Genomic DNA, 22,883 nt, shown 5'->3' on the forward strand with positions numbered 1-22,883 from the left:
GTTAAATCATTTATGAAAATGAAACGATTCGCAGTCGTAGGGATGCTTTGTTTTACTCTGGTCTTTAACTTGGGGGTAAAGCCGATTTCAGCTGAAGCAGTGATCGATGATGCTTTGAAAAAAGTGTATGATATTGCGATGCCGGCAAATGGTAACTTCGTAAATCTCGAAGCTTCTTACCGTAAATATAATGGTGTTGATTATTTTTCAGCGCGAACAGGCGGGGGGCCAGGTGGTAGAGAACCAGTAATCTCTGTCTACGGGTTGAACCCTGAAACGGGAAAGAAAATGTTTGTTACGTCTTTTTATGATAATTCGTTTGGCCAGTATGCTGGAGCCACTCATGAATACATTGGAAGGTCGTATTCCAATGGCATCTATAGCTTTTTCTCGATCGGCAGCAACGGTAAGTCCCTATGGGAAGCTAAGATACCGGCCAATCCATCTTTGGATAGGATCCCTACACTCGGGCAGGATGGTTACCCTTATCATTATGACCATGGTTCAAAGCCAATCAATCGTGTTTATAAGTATTCACACACGGGAAAGCTGCTGTGGGAATACACGTATACCCAAGCAGAACTGGAATTATCTGCTGTCATTGGGGGGACAAACGGAGAGTCGGCACTTTTGTTTACGGGTGCTTCTGCTAAATGGAACGGGAAAATGCTTGTGCTCGATAAAAACGGCAAAACGAAATACGAATATTCAATCGGCAAGTCATCGGATTTTGCCACCGAAATGCAATGGGGCCAAATGTTTTCAAATGACGGTACCATCAGCTTAATTACAGTTGATGTCAGTAATGGCAGCGATTTCGCAAAGACACTGACTGTCTTAGATTCAAAAGGGGAGCTTCTCTGGTCCGAAAAAATCGGTTCGCTTTACGATGTAAAGTGGGGAAGCAATGGAACACTATATGTCAAGACGCGTGTTCTCAATAACGATAAAGGGTACCCCCTTTTACTAGCTTACGATAAAAAGGGAAATAAGAAGTGGTCGTTCCAACGCGAGTATTATCGTTATAATCAATCGACCGTAGACGATTCACATATTACGGTAAGTGATTTTAACAGTATTTATTTTGATGGTGTTGAATTGGATCTAAACGGCAAGCTATTGCGATATTTTTTAGCGGAGAATTATTTAAACACCTATACCCAAACGAGGATGGCACCGGACGGGACGCTTTTTTTATTTAAATCAGGTCCTTATGATTCAATGCTTGGAATAGCCAAGTACAAATTGAAATTCCCGGATATTCAGCAGCATTGGGCGAGGGAAGACATCATGACATTAATTCAAAGTGAAATTGTAACGGGCAATGATGACGGTACGTTTAAGCCAGAGGGCGTCGTCACTCGTGAACAATTCGTCACGATGCTTGTAAAGACGTTAGGGACAGGCACCCCTGTTAAAACCTCCGGATTTAGCGATGTCGCACAAAATCGATGGTCTGCGCCTTACATCGATGCGGCTACGCAGGCTGGTATCATTAGCACGAAAGAATACGGCAGCACCTTTAATCCAAGCCAAGCCATTACACGACAAGAAATCGCAGTAATGGCTGCAAAAGCTCTGAATCTATCGGAAAATGCATCGGCTGCAGATGTATTCACCGATACAAATGGAATCTCGAACAAAGGCTGGGTCGGTGCCGCTATTGGAGCTGGAATCATCTCTGGCATGCCCGATGGAACTTTTTCTGGATCACAGACAGCAACGAGAGCACAGGCCGCTGCCATTATTGTTCGAATGACCCGTCATTAATAAATAAGGGGTTGTCCGAAAAGTCTAAACGGTGAATAAATATTTAGCAAAACCGGTTTCTCCCGGTCCTCTGCTGAATATTTATTACTTCCACTTGACTTTTCGGACAACCCCTCTTGACATTTCTAACGCCCTCAATTACATTATAGACAGACAGTCGGTCGACAATGAAGGAGCGGTGAGATGAGAGTAACAAAAGAACCGGAAGAACGAAGAAACGAAATATTGGATGCAGCGGATAAATTGTTTGGGCTAAAGGGGTTTGACGGCACGACTACCAACGATATTTTGCAAATGGTTGGCATTGCCCGGGGGACACTGTATTATCACTTCAAGTCGAAAGAGGATATTATGGACGCTTTGATACAGCGCTATAATGTTCGCCTTCTGGAAGCTGCCCATGAAATTGCCGTCAATAGCAACATCCCGGTCAATGAACGCATTACCCGAGTCGTTATGGCTATGAACCTGAGCGGCGATAGCGATAAGGAAATTATGGAGCATATTCACAAGCCCCAGAACGCCCTGATGCATCAAAAAATTCAAAAAGCCATCATTAACGGCGTAACTCCCGTTTTGGCGGAAATCATCCGCGAAGGCATTGAACAAGGCGTTTATCATACACCATACCCGCATGAGTGCATGGAGATGGTTGTTGTGTACGCCAATGTCATTTTTGATGACGATATGATTGAAATGACGGGAGAGGAACGGGCTTCGCGCATCCAGGCGTTTATTTTCAACGTGGAGCGGCTGCTTGGCACCGAAAGCGGGAGCCTTCTGTCCCATATTATGCCGATATTCCAACGGGGTAACGACACAGTAGACAATTGAAGCAAAAGACAGATTATGGAGACTCGAGGTGAACCATGTTTTTCAGAATCATTCGTAATGATATGGCCAAAAGCAAGCTCATCACGATAACCACAACGATTTTTGTTGCGGCAGCAGCCATGTTGGTTTCTCTGGCAGCCATACTGGCCGTGAATCTTGCGGGAGCTATCGATACCCTTATGACGCAGTCGAAAACACCGCATTTTTTGCAGATGCATTCCGGCGACATTGATGTTAAACGGCTTGAGGCTTTTGCGCAAGGAAATGCGGGGCGGGATGGTTTCCAGGTAGAGGCATTCCAGGTTGCCAAATTTTCGAATGTGGACAGCGCGCGAATTGTCATCGACGGCAACTCTCTGGGCGGCAGTGTTCAGGATAACGGATTTGCCACCCAAAGCGAAACGTTCGATTATCTTCTAGATTTGGATGGCAACGTAATTAAACCCTCCAATGGAGAAGTATATGTGCCAATCGCGTATATGAAGAATGGCATCGCAAAGGTCGGGGACATTCTCGAGGTGTATGGGAAGGAACTGGTTGTTGCCGGCTTTTTACGGGATTCACAAATGAATTCGCTGCTGGCCTCGTCCAAAAGATTTCTTGTGAGCAAACAGGATTACTTCGATTTGGAGAGTTACGGGAATACGGAGTATTTGATTGAATTCCGTCTGCAGGATCTATCCCAGCTCGGCGAGTTTGAAACAGCCTATACTGCCGCGAAGCTTGAAGCCAACGGGCCGGCGCTAACCTATCCGTTGTTCAAAATGCTTAACGCAATATCCGACGGGATTATGATCGCCGTTATTTGTATGGTCAGCGCGCTTGTTGTTGCGATAGCCATGATGTGTATCCGCTTCACGCTGCTTGCAAAAATCGAGGATGATTACCGTGAAATCGGCGTAATGAAAGCGATTGGACTAAGGCTGTCCGATATTAAAAAAATATATCTGGCCAAATATGCGGCTATTGCCGCGGCGGGCAGCATACTTGGCTTTGCCCTTTCTTTTTTATTCAGAGGGATGCTCCTTGAAAATATTCGTCTGTATATGGGAGAAAGCGAAAATTCCAACTATGCCATTTTATTCGGATTTATTGGAGTAGCAGTCGTTTTTCTGGTCATCATTGTTTTTGTATTGGGAGTGTTGCGGCGTTTCCGCCGTCTTTCTGCTTCGGAGGCCTTGCGGTTTGGAGCAACCCAAGAAGGGAAGTTTGGTTCCAAGCGGGTCCGCCTAAGCAGGAACCGATGGGTGGACAGCAATATTTTTCTCGGGATCAAGGATGTTCTCTCCAGAAAAGGCATCTATGCCACCATGCTGGCAGTGCTTGTTATAGCCACTTTTATTATGATCGTTCCACAAAATCTGCATAATACCATTTCCTCCAAAGGGTTCGTTGCCTATATGGGCATCGGGCAAAGCGACATGCGTATCGACATTCAGCAAACCAGCGGCATAGAAGATAAAGCTGCTGGAATCGCGAAGGCAATGGAGGAGGATTCCTCGATATCCCGTTATGCTTTATTGACAACCAAAACCTTTTATGCCAAAAAGGCCGACGGTTCGGAGGAACGGATAAAAATCGAGCTGGGCAATCATTCGATATTTCCCTTGAATTATGCCAGTGGCAGAGAACCTCTTAGTGAGAGCGAAATCGCACTTTCGTCGCTGAATGCTAAAGAGCTGGACAAAGGGGTAGGCGACGCCGTTACGTTAGTTATTGCAGGCAAGGAGGAAGCGTTAACGGTAACCGGGATATATTCAGACGTGACCAACGGTGGCAAAACCGCTAAGGCAGTTTTCGTCGACGGTACAGCTGAAACGATGTGGAGTGTCGTTAGCGCTGAGCTAGCGGATAAGTCCCGGGTTGGCGAAAAGGTTGAGGAATACGGAAACAAATTCCTTTTTGCGAAGGTATCCGATATCGATGAATTCGTCTCCCAAACGTTTGGTTCAACGATCAGTTCGGTAGGAACGGCTTCAAAAGCGGCGATTGTCGTAGCGCTTGCAGTTATGGTGCTGGTCACGCTTCTCTTTATGAAGATGCTTGTTGCGAAGGACAAAGCATCGATTGCCGTGCTTAAAGCGGTTGGTTTTACGAACAGGGATATGGTTAAGCAATATGCTTCCCGGTCGATATTTGTCCTTGTTATCGGTATTCTGATTGGCTTGCTTCTGTCGGGCACGCTCGGGGAGGCGCTTGCCGGTGGAGTGATCTCATCACTTGGAGCATCATCCTTTTCGTTTGAGGTCAATCCGCTGTCGGCTTATCTGCTATTGCCGTTAATGATGGTTGGCGCAGTCCTGCTTGCAACTTTGATCGGCACATCGGGAACGGGAAAAATAGCGATCGCCGACCACATAAAGGAGTAGAATATGAAAATCATAGAGGGCCGTCATCTTGTAAAAGCCTTTGGCGAAGGCAATGAAAAACGAAATGTTCTTGACGATGTATCCGTAGAGATTGGCGAAGGGGAGTTTGTTTCGGTCATGGGGCCGTCCGGTTCGGGCAAATCAACGCTGCTGTTTGTGTTAAGCGGCATGGACGGCGCCGACGGCGGCAAAGTGGCGTTTGGCGGAAAGGATTTATCCCTGCTGAAGGACAATGAGCTGGCTGATTTGCGGCGGACGGGAATGGGATTTGTTTTTCAGAAAGCCGCATTGCTTTCAAATTTGAATATTTTGGATAACATCATTTTACCGTCTGTCCGGGATAATGCCAAAAATACGGCTAAGTTAACGGAAAAGGCAAAAGGTTTGATGAAAAAAGTGGGCATTGAAGGGCTGGAGGACCGCGATCTTACGCAGGTTTCGGGAGGACAGCTTCAGCGGGCAGGCATATGCAGGGCATTAATGGGCGATCCCAACATTATTTTTGGCGACGAGCCGACAGGAGCGCTTAACTCTAAAACCGCAGCGGAAATTATGGATATCCTGGCGGACATTAATAGAGACGGCACGGCAATATTGCTGGTGACACACGATGCTGTCGTGGCGGCAAAAACGGAACGTATCCTGTTTATGCTGGATGGAAAAATCGCTAGCGAAATGATGCTGCACAAATTCAAAGGCGAACGGCTGGAGGAACGAATGGAGGCCGTTACCGCAAAAATGCGCGAGATCGGGATTTAAAACAGGAGCTCCCCCGGACAGACGGTATAACCGCCAGTTCGGGGGAGCTCCTGTTATATGATGAAAACGCTAGTCTGGGGAAACCCCTGCCAGACGGTAAAAACGCCAGTCCGGCTATTTCAAGCCTGACCAAATAATATTGGTTACATTAAAGATGGCTTCATCATGCCAGTTATCATCCATAAACGGCACAAACCAGACCGCAGCCAGCTGCTCGGTAGGGTCGATAATCATGGAGCAGGCCCCCGCGCCTTCATGGCTGTAAGTCGTAGGCGAATAGAGGAAAGCGGAGCCTCTGCGCATATCAAATCCTATGCCGTAGCTTCTGTCGGGGTTGTTGCTGCCCCAGCAATAGTCAGGCGTATCGTATAATGCGCGAGTGGTAAACTTTTCAACCGTTTTGCGCCCCAAAATCCGCGTTTCTCCCAGCATTCCCATACCCAGCATCATATTGGCGAACCGGATCAGGTCGGCAGGGGTAGACGATAAGCCTCCGCCGGTAGAAGGGATGTTGCTCCAAAGCTTTTCAACGGGCGAAACCTCAGCCTCTCGGCCCGCAATCAGGTCATTCAACCTCTGTTCCTGCCGTTCGCTGCGAATAACAAATCGGCTGGCTAAATCCGGTGTCAGCTGAAACATGCTGTCCACCATGCCCAGTGGTTGAAGGATTTGCTCCTCGATGTATTGCTCCGCGCTGACGCCGGTAACTTTCTTAATGATTTCACCCAGCAGACAAAAGCCAAAAGAGCAATATTGCCACTCCTCGCCAACCTTTTTGCTTAGGCCGCCGCCCAACGCGGGGGATATCCAGTCGAGTTCACCGTCCGCCGGATCGTAGGTTTCAAAATAGTTGCCTATCCGCTCCCAATAAGATTGATGGTGGGGAATAAGGCTGCTTGCACAATCGGGATGCAGGCCGGAGGTATGAGTAAGCAGGCTGTAAATATCGATTTTGTTAAAAGGGTCGGCGTTAAGCTGCGGCAAAAAGAGGCCAACCGGATTGTCCAGACGGAGAACGCCGTCTTCAACCAGCTTGGCGATTGCCACAGTAACGATAACTTTAGTGATGGAAGCAACGCGATGAGCGCTAGTCGGCAGCAGCGGCTCGTTGCCGCCACGGAAGGAAAGGGGGCCAACTGCGCCATGAAGGAATGTTTTGCCGTACCGGGAAATACTGTAGGATGCCGCTTGAATTTTTTTCTGGTCCATCAGTTTCTGGAAATGGGCGTGCAATACTTCAATTCGGGAAGCATCGTATCCGACCTCTTCCGGTAAACAATCAACTTGTCCTGGAGCGTATAACAACGTGGATTCCGCCTTTCAATAAATAGATTTGCCGGTCACGAGACGTCGCAACTCTCCTCTATTATATTTCCAGACTCTGTAAAATGGAAAGGAATTTTCTATTAGACTTATTTTTTACTGAATCTATATAAGTTCAACTAAATAATGTTGGCAAGGGGCAAGGCCTCCGTGAGGAAGGTTCTTCCGATCGCAGTTGTTTCTAGATTTCTTGATTGTATAGGTATAATGTAGAAATCCAGAAACACAAGCGAGCGCTTCGCTTCTCCAGAACCATCCTCACTTTGGCCTGCTAATGCCGGTTTTTAGTTGAACTTATATATCATCACGTAATATGAGACAAGTATTCATGAGCTGTTGCTCCATAAATGCTTTTGAAATGTTTGTTGAGGTGGGTTAAATCAACAAAGCCGCAATCGGCGACGGCGGAATAGACATCCCGCTGATGCTCGATGAGCTTTTTGGCATGTTCGATTTTGCAGTTTAAATAATATTGGTAAGGCGAGATGCCCATATGCGCCTTGAACAACCGGATAAACTGAAATTTTGACAGCTGGATTTCCTCGCAAATATCGTCCAGCTTCAGCACGCCCCTTAGATTGGCGTGTACGATTTCTTTTGCTCTTTTAATCAGGGCGTTATCCTTTTTGTTATCGGTCGATAGATTGTTTTGGACAAGACGGTCCGTCAGAGAGAGAAGCAATTCGATGCTTAACGCCTCATCCTTATTATGCAGGATGGAATGAGCAAGATTGAGTATCCGTTGCTCAAGGCCATAGTCGTACACAATGGGAGTCGAAAAACGAACAGTTTCTCTTTTTTCGGTAATTTCGCCCAACATATCGGGATCGATATACAGCATCACGTAATCAAGTCCCGATTTGTCATGCGCCATTCCGTCATGGGTTTGCTCCGGATTAAACAACATAACTCCGTTTTGATAGGATAACTGCAAGCTGCCTTCAAGGTTGTAATGCTGAATGCCGCGCAGCGTAACGCCGATTGCATATTCCTTGTGCGCGTGCTTTTTATATTTAAAATCGGTCATGCTGGCGGACAAAGCCGTAATGCCCGCGGATCGTTTGTATATAAATTTGTCCATGTCTAACCCCTCTGCGCCAGAGCGTGTTTGCAAACACGCTCTGACTCCTTATATCCATATCATAACGGCTGCATAAGCCAAAAATAAAGCCATCAATATATTTACGGTTTTAAAATGCCGCTGCAAAAACGTCTTAAACATCGTACCAAAAACAACCCAGGTGGCAAAGGCCAAAAATCCGATTAACGTGATAACAAAAATGCTGATGGAGATGGCAGAAACTTCATTATAATAGGGCATGACGAAAGTCGGAATAACGGTTAGCGTAAACAGCAGTACCTTCGGATTGAGGAACTGCATGGCAAACCCCGACAGGAAGGTGCCCGACTGATTGGTTTCGGGGCTTGATTTGTCCGTTTTGTAGAGCTGGTACGCCAGATAGAACATATAAAGGCTGCCTACGATCTGCATCATAATCATCAACTTCGGGATTACCGTAATAAGCGCCGTATTTAATGCAGCGGAAAGGGCCAGCAATAAGCCGATGCCGATTGTTGCTCCAAACGTGTAGGACATCGCTTGCCTGGCTCCGAATTTATGTGCCGTGGACAAAATGACGATATTGGTTGGTCCGGGCGTGAGTGTCGTAATCATGCAATAAATCAAAAAAGAGGTATGGTCCATAAGAAGGCTCCCTTCAAGCTCTTCTCATATCCTACATCTCTTTGCTGAATGCCATATAGTACATTATTGCAGCACAAAAGCCTCTCTATCCACCCTGGAAGGGGGCGAGAGGCTTCTGCTTTGATAGACAACAAAACCTCAATCAATAAATCTCCTTTAAAAGCTCGTAAGCTTCTTCCAGAGTTAGCCCAAACGACTTGTAATAAGCGGCGTCGACGACCATCTGCTGACGGAGCAAATCATTGCGCATTTGAAGCTTTTCGTCTGGAGTGAGTTCAACAACAAAGCAGCCTTTGCCGGTCACCGTATCGATCAGCCCTAGCCGTTCCAGCTCTTCCCACGCTTTTTTAACTGTGATGATGCTGACGCGAAGCTCGGTTGCCGCCTGGCGAATCGGCGGCAAGTTATATCCGCTTGCCAATTCTCCCTTTAGAATTTGAGCGCTGATCTGTTCAAAAAGCTGCTGGTAAATCGGTTTATCGGATGAGTTCGAAATCGCAATGTTCATTTATAATTCCACTTTCTCAAACCTTTTGATGGAAATATAATAAGCGATAATAGTAGCCAGCGCAAACAGGAGGATGCCTCCAATCAGAATCGATAACTGAATGGCCACATTTTCGGCTCCGCTTCCTTTAAAGAGATCAAAAACGGTTGAATTCTGGATTCCAAGCCATTCCGCGCCGCCGGCAAACAAAATAGCAGCTGTAATGGAAACTATCGCAGCTACGCCATATTTATACGCCGTTTTGTAATAGATCGTGAAGAAAAGGATATTAAAAATGGCAAGCATAACAAAGGTGAGTCCCCAGAAACCTAAAGTTGGTTTGAAAAAGTAATAGGTGATATTGGGGTATAAATAAGAACTGATTAAGCCGTAAATCATGGCTATTCCCACATGCAGCAGCTCCAAAATAACAACTACGGCAATCTTTGCTTTGACGATATTGTTTTTTGTGACAGGCAATATGCTTGTAAAGATCAGATCGTTTTGGCTTTTATAACCGGCATACATATTGGGAACGGTTATGAAGCAAAAATAAAGCGTGACAAAGAAATAAAGCCAGCTGGGAATAAGTGTTAAGGCGCCCGTCAACAAGGGCAGCATATAAAAGAAAGGATTAACGCCAAGTTTTAATTCTTTTAGAAGCAGGTTATTCATGTTTGTTCTCCTTTTTTGAGACATAAACCATAATGTCCTCGAGAGTAGGTATGCCGGATTTTAAGCCAAGAGAAGGATCGAAATCGCCGGTATGAATCAAGCCGGTAAAACCAAAGGAATTGGTTTTGAACGATATTAACCGATCCTTGACGGCGTCCAATTGATGTGCGCTTCCGTTAACCAGACGGTAGTGGTCAATAAACTGTTCTTTCTCGGAGCTGTGCACGATTCGGCCGTTATTAATGTACGTAATATAATCCGCGCATTTTTCCAGGTCGGAAGTGATGTGGGTAGAGAAGAGGATGCTGATTTCTCCATCCTGTACAAGCTCCTGGAAAATATCCAGCATTTGATCTCTGGCAACGGGGTCAAGTCCGCTGGTTGGCTCATCCAGGATGAGCAGCTTGGCGCCGTGCGAGAGAGCAAGAGCCAATCTATATTTTACCTTCATGCCGGTGGACAGCTCGGCTATTTTTTTGTTTTCATTCAGGTTAAACCGTTTCAAATAGCTGTAGTAGGCCTCATCATCCCAGTTGCGATAAAATGGCTTGATGACATTTGTTAATGTCTTGATTTTGCTCCGCGTATAAAAATCCATGTCCCCAAATGCAGAACCAATCTCCTGCTTCAATTCGATTTCGTTGGTGATTAGCTCCTTGCCGAGTACATGAATTTCACCGCTATCTACACGGACCAAATTCAAAATGGATTTGATGGTTGTTGTTTTTCCCGCGCCGTTAGATCCGATAAATCCCATTATATAACCCTTTTCCAGTTGAAACGAAACGTCTTTTAGTTGGAAATGAGGATAGGTTTTATTTAAATTTTTTATCTCTAAAGCCAGCATATGATTCCTCCGTCCAAAATTGTGTATGTTGTATATGCACAATATATCACCAGTGCGATTTGATGTCAATTTTTTATTTTTAATGCTCAAACCAGAAATCAGTGCGTGGCCTTAACCGAGATGAATCGCTGCAGGACGGAGGGTTCTTCCACAAAAAAACAGGGTATGCTTTGTTGGTGTTCAACAAAACAAACCCTGTTTGATAGATACTTTGTTTAAGGTTGCTGAAGTAAATCAATAGCCCCTTGCCAGGCCTTTTCATCGCTCTTTGGTATAAAGCTGCCTTGGCGAGCCGTCAGTGTGATAGACGGGTTGTCGCTTTGATCCATTTGATCCCGGAGTCGATAAAAGATCAGATACTCCTTATCGGCCTCCGCTTCCTTTGGCAAGACCAGGCTTTCTTTTGCCTTAATTCGTTCATCGCCTTTATAGAGAGTAACAAGATCCACGGTGTATTCGGCGATGGTGTTGTTCTGGAAGCGAAGCTCCTTTGGCACAATATGAAGGATATAGTCCGAAGCTTCAATAAGCTCTTCTATGCTGTCATATTGCTCCGTAACTTCATGTTTGTTCATGCTGTTTTTTTGCAAGCCAGGCGAACTGTCGATGTCCTTCAACAGCTTTTTTAATGACTGTCCCTTATAAGGTCCTGTTTTTAGCTCATCGCCCTCCAAGGCATTGACAGAATGAATAACATTATAGGTTACTGTATCGTAGTATTCGGAATCATTGCTGTACAGAAACAAAACAAATCTTTTATAATCCTGAGGCAGTCCCTGTAGTGAATACACATTTATTTGATTGCTGGGCAGCGTACCCTTGAGCTCTTGCTCGACTTCGAGGGCATATTTGGGAGATCCATTTTCATATTCTTCCCCTCCTGCTTGCGTAGCGACAATAATATGGTCGGCAGCTGAGGTCCAATCTGTCATTGTTACAATATCGCTGTCCATACTTGATGCGTGATCCTCGTCCACTGGTAAGATATCATCAGTATTGCTGCTGCAGGCGGCTAATGAAAACACTAACAAAACCGCCATAATGATTGGGGTCGCCAGCTGCTTTAAGTCCAAAATAGTACGTTTCAATCCAATCACTCCCTCGATTTAAGGATAAATTTGCTTGATATGCTCCTTGTCCCTTGTTGTTAACGTTGTAGGACTTAGATTGGTAAAGCCGTACATGACGTCAGAGGAGTTAGTGGAATGGGCTCTCCAGCCTAACCCATGGGCCATTTCGTGAAGGGTAATGTTGTTGTAATGCTGGTCGCCCAGATTTCCCTTATAAATAATGTATACATTTGTGCTATTCTGGAGCAAGCCATATTTCTGTTTGGTGCCATATGTCCAAATGCCTTCCAAAGTTGAATCATTAAAATTGCAATAACCATGATGGCTTGGCGTCAAGCCTGCCTGGTAGTTAGAGATATCCGCCAGATTTCCTCCATAAATTTTAAAATTGGCTGTCGTATCAGAAGATGTGCTGTTTATGGAAATTCCGGCACCCCGCCAAGCATTACGGGCAAAGTTAACGTGACTTAAAAATGCTGTATTGCTGGAAAAACCGCTTAAATAATAATGTTTGGTGTTAGGCGCATTTAGCCATCTGGCTATAGCCCCGTATTCAGAACCATCCTGGTGGGCGTGCCAATAGCTGAGAGTTCCTAAATTTGGTACGGCGTAAACAGGTGTAAGCGGCAACAAAAAAGTGCAGAGAATAAGGATATAGAGCTTCTTTTTCATGAACAGACGACTCCTTTCAGTATATTCATGCACAAACTTATGGACCAAAAACGGAGAGGCTGCACCTCCTCTTTTTTTGAAATTCCAAAATCTTTCAAATGATATAATAACATCAAATTACCTTAAATGGAATAATTTAATTATTTTGTTGTGGAAAAGCTCTGCCGATAGTATACTTTCAGAAGTACAAGGCTGTAGAAAAGCATTCTGTTGTTCAGGAGGGCAAAGATGGAGACGTTTGAAGAGTATTTGGAAAAAATTGATAACCCGGTGCATCGGGCCCAAATGGAGGAAGTATTGGCCTGGGTGGGTGAGCGTTTTCCGGAGTTAGCGCCTAAAATAGGATGGAATCAACCTATGTTTACCCATCATGACACCTACATAATCGGATTTAGCGTTGCCGCGAAACATATGGCCGTTGCCCCTGAAAAAGCCGGCATGGATCGGTTTTTAGGTGAAATCAAGGATGCCGGCCATGATCATACGGCTTTGTTGATTCGCTTTAAATGGAATCGCCCGATGGATTTTGACCTGCTCCAGAAGCTGATCCAGTTTAATATCGAAGACAAGGCGGATTGCGCAACTTTTTGGCGAAAATAAACAGATGGGATGTTATATCATAAAAGCGTTTCGCCCGTTGAGGGCCGCTTTCAAAATGAGGTCCGCCAATTCCTTGGCGGGCTTTTTCATGCCGTCTTTAAGCCATAGCTGAATGAGGCCGATTGCGCCGCTTGCGAGAAAATGAAACAGATATTCCGCATGATAGGGATCATTGGAATTGCCGTCCGGGACGGGGATAAAGTGCTGTACGCCAATCAGCTTGACGACATCCTGCTGAAATTTTAAATTGCCATGGATGTTGAGCAAAAGATCAAACAATTCGGCGTTTTTCCCGATGTAGTCCAAAATGCGTTCAACGCCTGCGGATACGATCTGTTCAATGTCTTCAAAATGAAATTCCTGCAAATAATGGGTAATATCAGTGATTACCTCCTCCTCAATTTGATGGAGCAAGTCGTATTGATCGGTATAGTGGGAATAGAAAGTAGCGCGATTAATGTCCGCGGCTAAACAAATTTCCTTGACCGTAATTTTGGAGATGGGTTTTTCCTTTAGAAATCGGATAAAGCTTTCCCGAATCATCATTTTGGTATATTTGATGCGTCTGTCCTGCTTTTTCACCTGCAACAACTCCATTCCAAGGGTTAAAAATAGATCTTTTCCAACACATTGCCGAAATCTGTTGGGCAAGTGTCAAATCACGTTGATCTGCTGATTGTTTTCAACCTATGTGCCTATTATGATAGACAAGAGTTAGATAATCAACATGATGTTTAATTACATAATGGGAATAAGTATGGAGGTTTGAGCATGTCTTTTATCACGTTTCAAAAAGTACGCAAGGAATTTAAGCAAGGCGATGTTTCCATTGTAGCGGTAGAAGATTGTTCGTTCCAACTGGCCAAAGGCGAACTGACCGTCATTCTTGGACCGTCAGGCGCAGGCAAAACAACCGTTCTTAATTTGCTTGGCGGCATGGACAGCCCTAGCAGCGGCAGCATTACGGTAGGCGGAGACAACATTGACCAATATGGCAAAAGAGAGCTTGTCCGATACCGGAGGTGGGACATCGGTTTTGTATTCCAATTCTACAATCTGGTCGGAAACCTGACGGCGCTTGAAAACGTGGAGCTTGCCTGCCAGATCTGCCCCGATTCGCTGGATCCCAAAACGGTGTTGACGCAGGTGGGACTGGAAGACCGTTTAAACAATTTTCCTTCCCAGCTATCGGGTGGCGAGCAGCAACGCGTTGCGATCGCCAGAGCTATTGCCAAAAATCCCAAGCTTTTGTTATGCGATGAACCGACCGGAGCGCTGGATAGCGTAACGGGCCAAAAGATTATTGCGTTGCTCCAAAAAAACTGCCGCGAGATGGGGATGACGACGGTGCTGATTACGCACAACGCCGTTATTGCAGAGGTGGCGGACAGAGTCATTGTGATGAAAAACGGCAAAGTCAGCAAAATGACGATTAATGAAAATCCGAAACAAGCCGACGAGATTGCGTGGTGACCGGTTTGTTATTTAAAAATACGGTGATCAAAATTAAAAAATCGTTTGGCCGGTATTTCTCCATTTTGATGATCGTGATGGTGGGCGTTGGTTTTTTTGCCGGCATTCAGTCCAGCGCGCCGAGCATACGCGACGTTGCGGATCAATATTTCAATTCCCAACAAATCATGGATTTGAAAATATACAGTACGGCAGGATTAAGTGACAATGATGTTGAGGCTTTAGCTGGCTTGGAAAATGTACAAGCCGTTGTGCCAAGTTATTCCCTCGACGTGCTTGACCGCGACAAGGCCATTCGAATTCATGCTATCGAGACGGAGGTCAATAACATATCGTTGATCCAGGGCCGGCTGCCGGAAGGCGATAACGAGGCTGTTGGCGATAGCCGGGTGTACCGCGTCGGCGATGAAGTCTCCATCATCAGCGATGTTGAAGGAAAGCTGAAGCAGACTTCGTTTACCGTGGTTGGCACAAGTGATTCAGCGCTTTATGTATCGGAGGATTACGGCAGCAGTTTGATCGGAGATGGCAAACTGGCCTCCTATCTTTTTGTAGATGGGGACAATTTTTTGCTGGATGCCTATACTGAGGTTTACCTTGTTGCCTCCAAGGACAGCGATGCTACGGCATATTCCTCCACGTATGAAGGGCTTATTGCTTCGATTTTTGACGGGATTATCTCCATCAAGGGGGAGCGGGAAGAGGCTCGGTATGAGGAAATGAAGGCAGCTCTTCCGGGAGATATTCCCCAGGAAATGGCGGACGAGTTTTTGGTCGAAATGCCATATCCGAGCTGGACTGTTATGGACCGGGAAGCCGTGGTTGGTTATAACGATTTAGGCTCCAGCATTGAAGTTATCGATTCGGTGGCGGCTGTTTTTCCGTTTTTCTTTGTTCTGATCGCAATGCTGATGACATCCAATTCAATGGCCCGGATGATCACGGAGGAGCGGGGGGAGCTTGGCACGCTTGTTTCGCTTGGCTTTAGCAGCGGCAGCGTGGCGGCGACGTATCTATTTTATGTGTTGTCGGCTTCGGGCATCGGCGCAACGGTTGGTTTTTTGGCGGGCTGCCGCTTTATACCGCCGCTTGTTTATGATAATTTTACGTTTGTGCTGCCTTCGCTTGAGACCCGGTATAACTGGGTGATGTTTTTCGTTATTTTGGCCCTAGCTCTGGTCGTGATGACGGCTGTCACATTGACTGCCTGCTCCAAAGCGCTGAAGCTGAGGCCGGCGGCACTGATGCGTCCCGTCGTTCAGGAAAAAGGGCAACGCATTTTGCTGGAACGGATCGGTTATTTATGGTCCCGGTTCTCTTTTAATTGGAAAATCACCGTCCGCAATCTGTTCCGCTATAAAAAAAGAGGGCTGATGACCATTGTTGGCGTTGCGGGCTGCACAGCGCTTCTGCTGGTTGGCTTTGGGCTGCGCGACAGCATGAACGGGGTAGTAGAGAAACAATACGGCGAGATTTTTAGATACAGCGATATGGGGATCTTAAAGCAGGAAACAAAGACCATCGACGCCCAACTGGAGCAAGCGCTGGAATGGGAAGGAATTATCGACCCTTTATTGATCAAGCAAACGGCGTACAAGTCGCAAACGCCGGAGCGTTCACTTGAGGTTTACTCCATCGTGCCGGAGGATGAAAACCTGTTCCCGGATTATTATTCATTGAAGAGTGCTGTCGATGGCAATGAAATAACGCTTGGCGGCAAGGGAACAACATCTGGCATCAAGGATGAAGGAGTTATCGTTACAAGCAAAATAGCAGCTATCTGGAACGCCGGCATCGGAGATACCATCGAGATCAAAGATCGAGAAAACAATGTTTTCGCTCTTCAAATCGCAGACATTGCTGAAAATTATGCCGGACATTATCTGTTTATGAGCAAGGAGCAGCATGAAGAGATTTTCCAAAAGGAAGTCGAATTCAATGCATTTGTCTCCCGATTTGCCGGGGATCAAACGGCTTTGGCGGTAAGGCTGCTCGAAAGAGGTTTGGTACTGAACGTAAGCTTTACCGACGATATTTTGGGTAAAGCGCTGGATAATAACAAAAGCTTAAACGGCGTCATTGTGCTCATTATTTTTGTGGCTTCGCTGCTGGCGTTTATTATCATTTACAACCTGACCTCCATTACCATTAGCGAACGGACGCGCGAAATCGCTACATTAAAGGTACTTGGCTTATACGACCGGGAAACTAACGGTTACATTTATCGCGAAGCGACGATTCTTACGTTAATCAGCATCGGAGCGGGACTGGTTTTGGGCATTTTCATCCACAGCTACATCGTTGACGTCATCAGCGACCAATCCGCTATGATCCTGTTCAAGAAGATCAAATGGCTCAGTTTTGTTCTTGCGGCTGTGCTGACCGTGATTTTTTCAACCATCATGCAGCTGATTACATACTACAAACTCCGCGCCATCAACATGATCGAATCGCTGAAGTCGGTGGAATAGACGGGAGTCAGGGGATTGGCAGGATGCAGGCGTAGGGATCGGGCAAGAAGCTGGTAGGAGACGGGCGCAGGGATATGTGAGATGCAAGCAGGATGCAGCTGCAGGAATTTGGCGAGACGCAGGGAGGATGCAGGTGCTGGAATTGGGCGAGACGCAGGGAGGATGCAGGAGAGTTCAACAGAATGTAACTATGGAGGAGGCTCGTTGCGCTTGAGTGCCACGAGCCTCCTCTTTTGTGCAGAGATAATTCCGCTTGACTGGCGTTGCTCTCTCATGCCGAGGTAACTGAGTCTAACTAGCGTTGCTCTCTCATACCGAGGTAACTACGCTCGATCGGCGCTGTTCCCTCAGCCGAGGTAACTGAGTCTAACTGGCGTTGCTCTCTCATGCGGAGGTAACTGAGTCTAACTGGCGTTGCTCTCTCATGCCGAGGTAACTGAGTCTAACTGGCGTTGCTCCCTCATGTAGAGGTAACTACGCTCGATCGGCGCTGCTCCCTCAGCCGAGGTAACTGAGTCTAACTGGCGTTGCTCTCTCATGCGGAGGTAACTGAGTCTAACTGGCGTTGCTCTCTCATGCGGAGGTAACTGAGTCTAACTGGCGTTGCTCTCTCATGCGGAGGTAACTGAGTCTAACTGACGTTGCTCACTTATGCCGAGGTAACTCAATAGGAAATCTCCGGTCACCATTTTGAATAGCACAACTGGTGGGTGATAAAGTTCGATATTTTCTAATGGTCATCGATGGCCGTTAGAGCGCAAAATTAGCATGTTGATGAGTTTTAACGGTCATTTGTGTCCAGTAGAGCGGTTTTTTGATGCAAATTGCCTCCTTTTTAGCTTCTTACGGCCATGCGTGACCGTTAGATTTTGAATATTGCGTAAAAAGGTGTTCTAATGGTCAAAGATGACCGTTAGCCCGACAACTACTCAACTAATCCTGTTGATAGAATGAAAAACAAAGAATGATGTGTGGATTAGCGGTAATTTACCTCGGTGAACAAGGCTCACCTTACACCAAGTGGTTATTAAGCTGGTATTGACGATAACGTCTTTTGTCATCGATTACGGCTAGCAAATGATTGGAAACCAGTTTGTCCAAAATTCGTCTGGTCTGTCTGCCGGAACGCTGCAAATGCAATGCGACTTCTCCACAATTAAATGGCCGCATGATTCCTCGGGCATAACGTAAAATCTCATTTTCGGCCCAGTCAAGTGATGGGTTTGCAGGTATTGATGTAAACTTGCCGATAAAGGAGAGTACTAATTGTTTGCAAACTTCCGGCTCATCTACAATTGAGAGGTATGCAATAGGAAGAAACATCCATCCATCTAATGTTAAGTAGGCTTGTTTCATGCATAAATCTTTAAATCGCCAAGCCTCAATATCCCGGGCATGCGATTTGTAGCCGTGGATCTCAATGCACGCTTTTGCATTGCCGGGCATATAGGCCAGATCCAAATATCTAAACTTGTTGCTAAAATCCCGCATTTCCCATTCCGGATAGAGATGGTCCAGATTGCCGACTGCGGGGTACCAAATGGATTTTAGAAATTCTTTTGTCCCGTGACCCAGCCCTTTCTCAAGCAGTTCGTGTCTCCGCTTGTTCTTTTCTTCGGTTAGCTGCTTCATCAGCCAGTCATCCATTACTGCATCAAAGTTTTTCATAAACCAGTCATCCTTTCAATACGATGAGTCAACAAAGCGATTTTCAACAAAAATCGATTATTCAATGAAAGAAAGAAGTAGGAAGCAAGAAACAAGAAACAAGAAACAAAAAACAAAAAACAAGAAACAAGAAACAAGAAACAAGGAGGCAAGCAAGCAGGCAACAAAAAAGCCGCTTTGACCAAGAACCTGTCATTCAGGCTATCTTGATTCAAAGCGGCATGTGCTTCACGCCAATTACATAACTATGCGTATATTATAGTTCAGTTTTTTCGTTAAGTCTATCCATGCATTTAGATGGGGTGTACGTGACTTGCGTCATAGGCATATTGTGGCGCTGGTATATGATGATTCTACATGTGCCTTGCTATATGATGATTCTACATGTGCCTTGCTATATGATGATTCTATATGTAGCCTTGCTATATGATGATTCTATATGTAGCCTTGCTATATGATGATTCTATATGTAGCCTTGCTATATGATGATTCTACATGTGCCTTGCTATATGATGATTCTATATGTAGCCTTGCTATATGATGATTTCTATATGTAGCCCTGATAGATGATGAATCGACGAATCTATAGTTTGGCGGGTCTTTATCTATGAATCATCCCGTTGTTAACTTCATAAGAGAGCGATATGCTGGTCATACCGCATTTTCGCAGCTCGGAATTGTCTTGATTCGTGGTAATTTTTGCATATACTTAATTTTGGACTATTTATTTGAAAAATGGAATGTTAAAGTGAAAATTATGGGACGTCGCTTGCGTGAAATACAGTAGGCGTCTTTTATTTTCATTGGCGGTTTTTATTTTCATTGGCGATTTTGGGGTTTGAAAGCGAATACATATAGCGGAAAATCCAGGGATAGAGATTTTTATTGGGATTGGAGTTGATAATTGTGCAGTCAGGCAACAAATCGCATTTGCTCATGACAATGGGAATACCCCAAGAAGAAATTATATATGAGCTTTTATGCGACCGTACTATTGAAGGCGGTTTTGGAGATACACTGCTTGTTCTCAGCAAAAAAGGGTTGTCTATCGCGTACTGTCAACTGGAGCCGACAGGCGAAAAACGTTTCTGCGGCTTTCCGGTAAAGCAGGGTAAAAGAAGGCTCAAATGGCCGCTGCCCAAGGGCGGCAAGGGGATCAGCGACGAGCGAACCTCCAACAGCCGTTCTTCTCATATGAAGCAAACAGGAGACAAGATGTCCGCGGGTCGGCAATCCAATGAGCAGCATGCCGAGGACCAGACATCTGCGAGTCGGTCTTCTCATGAGAAGCTTGCCGAGGACCGGACATCTGCGAGCCAGCCATACCATGAGCAGCAAGCCGTAGACGAAACGTCCGGGAGCCGGACTTCCGTTGGGTACAAAGCCGGCGTCCAATCCGGCAATAATCAATCAGCCGATAAAGATTCATCCAATGACTGGTGTATTGAGCATATTCCAATGGAGGAGTTGGAAGGACTCTCTATCGTCAATCTGGTTGCATCCGGGATGATTGTTGCCAAAGGCAAGGAGGACCGGGCCATAGCCGCGTTTACAAACGGCTTGATGAGCCGTGCATCGCTGCTGGTCAAACTGTTGCAAAAAGTGAAAAACGGCGAATCCATTGAAGAGGACCTGCTGACGCACGATGATGCCGAGGAAAGCTGCCCTTCCTGCGGCATGATTTATCCGGAGCCGGGGCGGCGCATATGCCCGAAATGCATGAAACGGTCAGCTGTTTTTGTGAGACTGTTGAAGTTTGCCGTACCGTATAAAAAAACGGTCGCCATCGTTATTTTTCTGATGCTGCTTAATGCGGTCTGCTCGCTTATTATTCCTTACTTGATGGGTACGGTGCTGTTTGATCAGGCGTTGGCTGGAAAAGGCAATTTTGCCGGGCAAATCGGCCTGGTTATTGGACTTATTATTCTTTTTCGCTCGCTTTCTTTGCTGTTCGGCATTCTCTATGGAGTCATGAACGCAAGGATGGCGGTAAACGTCGTGTTTGATTTGAAGTCCGCAATATTTTCATCCATGCAGCGGTTGTCGCTCAGCTTTTTTCAACGGAGGCAAACCGGACATTTGATGACTCGGGTCAACAACGATTCCGGCGATTTGCAGGCCTTTTTTATCGACGGCTTATCGTATTTCATTGTTAACGCCATGAATATAATCGGCATCGCCGTCATCTTGCTAATGCTCGACTGGAAGCTGACGCTGCTTTGCTTTTTGCCCCTTCCGGTGGTCATCCTGCTGGTGCGCAGCGCGTTTCCGAAGCTTTGGCGGATGTCGTGGCGCAGCCACCGGCGAGTAGCATCGCTCAATTCGCTGATCAGCGATTCCATTCGGGGAACACGCGTCGTCAAGGCGTTTGGCATGGAGCAAAAGGAGATGGAACGTTTCCACTACGCCAATCAAAATTATTCCGGAGCGGAGCAGCGCTACAGCAAATTGAGCGGCACCGTATTTCCGGTGCTGAATGTGCTGACGCAGCTCGGCGGCATGATGATCTGGGCGTTTGGCGGCTGGATGATTCTGCGGGGCGAAATGGCGTTTGGGCTATTGCTTACTTTTGTCCATTATATGTATATGCTTTATGGACCCATCGAGTTTATGAACAATATTGTGAGCTGGTGGTCGTATTGCATGTCGGCCGCGCAGCGCATTTTCGAAATTCAGGACGCCGTGCCGGAGATCGAAGACAAGAAGGATGCCATTCATCTTTCGAAGCTGAAGGGTGATATCGAGCTGGACAATGTAACCTTTGGCTACGAGCCCAACAAGCCGATTCTCAAGGGCATCAATCTGAAAGTGAAAGAAGGAGAAATGCTGGGTGTAGTTGGCCACTCCGGCGCCGGGAAATCGACGCTGGTTAATGTAATATCCCGGCTGTATGAAGTGAATGAAGGGGCCGTCCGGTTTGGCGGCATTGACGTCAAGGATTTGTCGTCCGCCTCTCTGCGCAATCATATCGGCATTGTATCGCAGGAAATCTACGTATTTTCGGGAAGCATCGCTGAAAATATCGCCTATGTTAATCCCGACTGCCGCATGGAGGAAATCATCTATGCCTCCAAAATCGCGGGGGCGCATGACTTTATCGAAAAGCTGCCTGATGGCTACGACACCATCGTCGGGACGGGTGGTTATGATTTGTCCGGCGGCGAGAAGCAGCGATTGTCCATTGCACGGGCGGTTCTATACAATCCCCGGCTGCTTATTCTCGACGAAGCAACGGCTTCGCTGGATACCGAGACGGAGCTCAAAATTCAGGAGGCGCTGGAGAAGCTTATCCGGGGACGGACAACCATCGCGATTGCCCATCGGTTATCGACGCTGCGAAACGCCGACTATCTCGTGGTAGTGGAGGACGGGCGCATTGTAGAGGAGGGCACGCATTCGGCTCTTCTGGAGAAGGACGGCGCTTATGCCGGTCTGGTCAAGAAGCATGATGAGGCATTAAAAATGAACGAGGTGATTATCGCGTGACTTCAAATGAACAGCAAATATCGAATGAACAACAAAGCTCCAATGAAAAACAAGGCTCCAATGAACAACAAACATTTAATGAGCAAAATGGTTCAAGTGAGCCGAGGGAATCAACCAAGACGCAGAGCGGGGTTACTCATGAAGGGTCCGGGCTTAACGAGCTTGCGGATGCGGCGGGGATTTCTTTTTTGAACCGTGAAAATGCCTCCTTTTATACCACGGAAGGCGGAATGCTTGCGGTAAAAGTGGGCGAGAGCGAGCATTCCGGCGTTTATGTTCATAGCTCCTTTCCCCATAGCAACCAGACCGAATACTTGTCTATCCGCACCCATGAAAACAAAGAAATCGGCATGGTGCGCAACCTGGATGATGTTGATACGGCAACGGCGGAATTGCTGCGGCAGCAGCTGCAAATTCGGTATTTTGCACCGCAGATTACGCGGCTGATAAAGGTAAAGGAAGAGTTCGGCTATTCCTATTGGGAAACGGAGACGGACTCGGGAATATGCCGCTTTACCGTTCGCGGAGGCGTTGGCCAGATCAAGCTCGTAACCCCGGTTCGTTTGCTTATTACGGACGTAGACGGCAACCGTTTTATCATTCCGGATTATACGGCTTTGTCGGACAAAGAATTCAAGATGATCGAATTGCATATGTAGCGGGGAGTGAAACAG

At 46.3% G+C, this 22,883-nt stretch carries 19 protein-coding genes; 9 read left to right on the plus strand and 10 right to left on the minus strand.

What is annotated here, in order from left to right; genetic code table 11:
• Positions 1 to 12: 12 nt before the first annotated feature.
• From ACX93W_RS12080 to ACX93W_RS12095, 4 genes are all read left to right on the plus strand, one after another.
• The gene (locus tag ACX93W_RS12080; RefSeq protein ID WP_459392620.1) at positions 13 to 1,770 is read left to right on the plus strand and encodes an S-layer homology domain-containing protein; all 1,758 of its coding nucleotides are present in this window, start codon (positions 13 to 15) and stop codon (positions 1,768 to 1,770) included.
• A gap of 183 nt (positions 1,771 to 1,953) precedes the next feature.
• Positions 1,954 to 2,604: a TetR/AcrR family transcriptional regulator gene (locus tag ACX93W_RS12085; protein WP_459392621.1), complete on the plus strand. Its 651-nt coding sequence runs from the start codon at positions 1,954 to 1,956 to the stop codon at positions 2,602 to 2,604.
• A gap of 35 nt (positions 2,605 to 2,639) precedes the next feature.
• Positions 2,640 to 4,973, plus strand: a complete 2,334-nt coding sequence (locus ACX93W_RS12090; RefSeq protein WP_459392622.1) for an ABC transporter permease — start codon at positions 2,640 to 2,642, stop codon at positions 4,971 to 4,973.
• A 3-nt stretch (positions 4,974 to 4,976) separates the two neighbouring features.
• On the plus strand, positions 4,977 to 5,732 hold the full coding sequence (locus tag ACX93W_RS12095) for an ABC transporter ATP-binding protein (protein WP_459392623.1): 756 nt from the start codon (positions 4,977 to 4,979) through the stop codon (positions 5,730 to 5,732).
• Positions 5,733 to 5,846: 114 nt separating this feature from the next.
• On the opposite strand, the gene ACX93W_RS12100 is transcribed toward ACX93W_RS12095, so the two are convergent.
• The 8 genes from ACX93W_RS12100 to ACX93W_RS12135 form a co-directional block, all read right to left on the minus strand.
• Complete coding sequence (locus ACX93W_RS12100; protein ID WP_459392624.1) at positions 5,847 to 7,037, minus strand: serine hydrolase domain-containing protein; 1,191 nt, start codon at positions 7,035 to 7,037, stop codon at positions 5,847 to 5,849.
• Between the two features lie 322 nt (positions 7,038 to 7,359).
• Positions 7,360 to 8,136: an AraC family ligand binding domain-containing protein gene (locus ACX93W_RS12105; RefSeq protein WP_459392625.1), complete on the minus strand. Its 777-nt coding sequence runs from the start codon at positions 8,134 to 8,136 to the stop codon at positions 7,360 to 7,362.
• 48 nt (positions 8,137 to 8,184) lie between these two features.
• Complete coding sequence (locus tag ACX93W_RS12110; RefSeq protein ID WP_459392626.1) at positions 8,185 to 8,760, minus strand: LysE family translocator; 576 nt, start codon at positions 8,758 to 8,760, stop codon at positions 8,185 to 8,187.
• 142 nt (positions 8,761 to 8,902) lie between these two features.
• Positions 8,903 to 9,268, minus strand: coding sequence for a GntR family transcriptional regulator (locus ACX93W_RS12115; RefSeq protein ID WP_459392627.1), 366 nt, complete (start codon positions 9,266 to 9,268; stop codon positions 8,903 to 8,905).
• Complete coding sequence (locus ACX93W_RS12120) at positions 9,269 to 9,922, minus strand: ABC-2 transporter permease (protein ID WP_459392628.1); 654 nt, start codon at positions 9,920 to 9,922, stop codon at positions 9,269 to 9,271.
• Entirely contained in the window at positions 9,915 to 10,769 is an 855-nt protein-coding gene (locus ACX93W_RS12125) for an ABC transporter ATP-binding protein (RefSeq protein ID WP_459392629.1), read from the minus strand. The genes ACX93W_RS12120 and ACX93W_RS12125 overlap by 8 nt, the downstream gene beginning before the upstream one ends.
• Before the next feature lie 215 nt (positions 10,770 to 10,984).
• The gene (locus ACX93W_RS12130) at positions 10,985 to 11,866 is read right to left on the minus strand and encodes a hypothetical protein (RefSeq protein WP_459392630.1); all 882 of its coding nucleotides are present in this window, start codon (positions 11,864 to 11,866) and stop codon (positions 10,985 to 10,987) included.
• Between the two features lie 9 nt (positions 11,867 to 11,875).
• The gene (locus ACX93W_RS12135; RefSeq protein WP_459392631.1) at positions 11,876 to 12,511 is read right to left on the minus strand and encodes a matrixin family metalloprotease; all 636 of its coding nucleotides are present in this window, start codon (positions 12,509 to 12,511) and stop codon (positions 11,876 to 11,878) included.
• 228 nt (positions 12,512 to 12,739) lie between these two features.
• Here ACX93W_RS12135 and ACX93W_RS12140 point away from each other — a divergent pair, with 228 nt between their 5' ends.
• Positions 12,740 to 13,111 (plus strand): iron chaperone, encoded by a 372-nt coding sequence (locus tag ACX93W_RS12140; RefSeq protein WP_459392632.1) that lies wholly within the window; start codon positions 12,740 to 12,742, stop codon positions 13,109 to 13,111.
• A 12-nt stretch (positions 13,112 to 13,123) separates the two neighbouring features.
• Here ACX93W_RS12140 and ACX93W_RS12145 read toward each other — a convergent pair whose 3' ends face one another.
• Positions 13,124 to 13,693, minus strand: a complete 570-nt coding sequence (locus ACX93W_RS12145; RefSeq protein WP_459392633.1) for a TetR/AcrR family transcriptional regulator — start codon at positions 13,691 to 13,693, stop codon at positions 13,124 to 13,126.
• 189 nt (positions 13,694 to 13,882) lie between these two features.
• On the opposite strand from ACX93W_RS12145, the gene ACX93W_RS12150 reads away from it, so the two are divergent.
• Complete coding sequence (locus ACX93W_RS12150) at positions 13,883 to 14,584, plus strand: ABC transporter ATP-binding protein (RefSeq protein ID WP_459392634.1); 702 nt, start codon at positions 13,883 to 13,885, stop codon at positions 14,582 to 14,584.
• On the plus strand, positions 14,581 to 17,055 hold the full coding sequence (locus ACX93W_RS12155) for an ABC transporter permease (protein WP_459392635.1): 2,475 nt from the start codon (positions 14,581 to 14,583) through the stop codon (positions 17,053 to 17,055). The genes ACX93W_RS12150 and ACX93W_RS12155 overlap by 4 nt, the downstream gene beginning before the upstream one ends.
• Positions 17,056 to 18,066: 1,011 nt before the next feature.
• Here ACX93W_RS12155 and ACX93W_RS12160 read toward each other — a convergent pair.
• Positions 18,067 to 18,723 carry a transcriptional regulator gene (locus tag ACX93W_RS12160; protein WP_459392636.1) on the minus strand — a complete coding sequence of 219 codons (657 nt, stop codon included), beginning with the start codon at positions 18,721 to 18,723 and terminating at the stop codon, positions 18,067 to 18,069.
• Positions 18,724 to 19,629: 906 nt separating this feature from the next.
• On the opposite strand from ACX93W_RS12160, the gene ACX93W_RS12165 reads away from it, so the two are divergent.
• Both ACX93W_RS12165 and ACX93W_RS12170 read left to right on the plus strand, forming a co-directional pair.
• Positions 19,630 to 22,209 carry an ABC transporter ATP-binding protein gene (locus tag ACX93W_RS12165; RefSeq protein ID WP_459392637.1) on the plus strand — a complete coding sequence of 860 codons (2,580 nt, stop codon included), beginning with the start codon at positions 19,630 to 19,632 and terminating at the stop codon, positions 22,207 to 22,209.
• On the plus strand, positions 22,206 to 22,868 hold the full coding sequence (locus ACX93W_RS12170) for a DUF1854 domain-containing protein (protein WP_459392638.1): 663 nt from the start codon (positions 22,206 to 22,208) through the stop codon (positions 22,866 to 22,868). The genes ACX93W_RS12165 and ACX93W_RS12170 overlap by 4 nt, the downstream gene beginning before the upstream one ends.
• Positions 22,869 to 22,883: the final 15 nt, after the last annotated feature.

The organism is Paenibacillus sp. CAU 1782 (genome assembly GCF_054551715.1).

Bases quoted from the DNA above. Each gene is read 5' to 3' on its own strand.
- ACX93W_RS12080 (WP_459392620.1), top strand. From the start codon at position 13: ATGAAAATGAAACGATTCGCAGTCGTAGGGATGCTTTGTTTTACTCTG.
- ACX93W_RS12085 (WP_459392621.1), top strand. From the start codon at position 1,954: ATGAGAGTAACAAAAGAACCGGAAGAACGAAGAAACGAAATATTGGAT.
- ACX93W_RS12090 (WP_459392622.1), top strand. From the start codon at position 2,640: ATGTTTTTCAGAATCATTCGTAATGATATGGCCAAAAGCAAGCTCATC.
- ACX93W_RS12095 (WP_459392623.1), top strand. From the start codon at position 4,977: ATGAAAATCATAGAGGGCCGTCATCTTGTAAAAGCCTTTGGCGAAGGC.
- ACX93W_RS12105 (WP_459392625.1), bottom strand. From the start codon at position 8,136: ATGGACAAATTTATATACAAACGATCCGCGGGCATTACGGCTTTGTCC.
- ACX93W_RS12110 (WP_459392626.1), bottom strand. From the start codon at position 8,760: ATGGACCATACCTCTTTTTTGATTTATTGCATGATTACGACACTCACG.
- ACX93W_RS12115 (WP_459392627.1), bottom strand. From the start codon at position 9,268: ATGAACATTGCGATTTCGAACTCATCCGATAAACCGATTTACCAGCAG.
- ACX93W_RS12120 (WP_459392628.1), bottom strand. From the start codon at position 9,922: ATGAATAACCTGCTTCTAAAAGAATTAAAACTTGGCGTTAATCCTTTC.
- ACX93W_RS12125 (WP_459392629.1), bottom strand. From the start codon at position 10,769: ATGCTGGCTTTAGAGATAAAAAATTTAAATAAAACCTATCCTCATTTC.
- ACX93W_RS12135 (WP_459392631.1), bottom strand. From the start codon at position 12,511: ATGAAAAAGAAGCTCTATATCCTTATTCTCTGCACTTTTTTGTTGCCG.
- ACX93W_RS12140 (WP_459392632.1), top strand. From the start codon at position 12,740: ATGGAGACGTTTGAAGAGTATTTGGAAAAAATTGATAACCCGGTGCAT.
- ACX93W_RS12150 (WP_459392634.1), top strand. From the start codon at position 13,883: ATGTCTTTTATCACGTTTCAAAAAGTACGCAAGGAATTTAAGCAAGGC.
- ACX93W_RS12160 (WP_459392636.1), bottom strand. From the start codon at position 18,723: ATGAAAAACTTTGATGCAGTAATGGATGACTGGCTGATGAAGCAGCTA.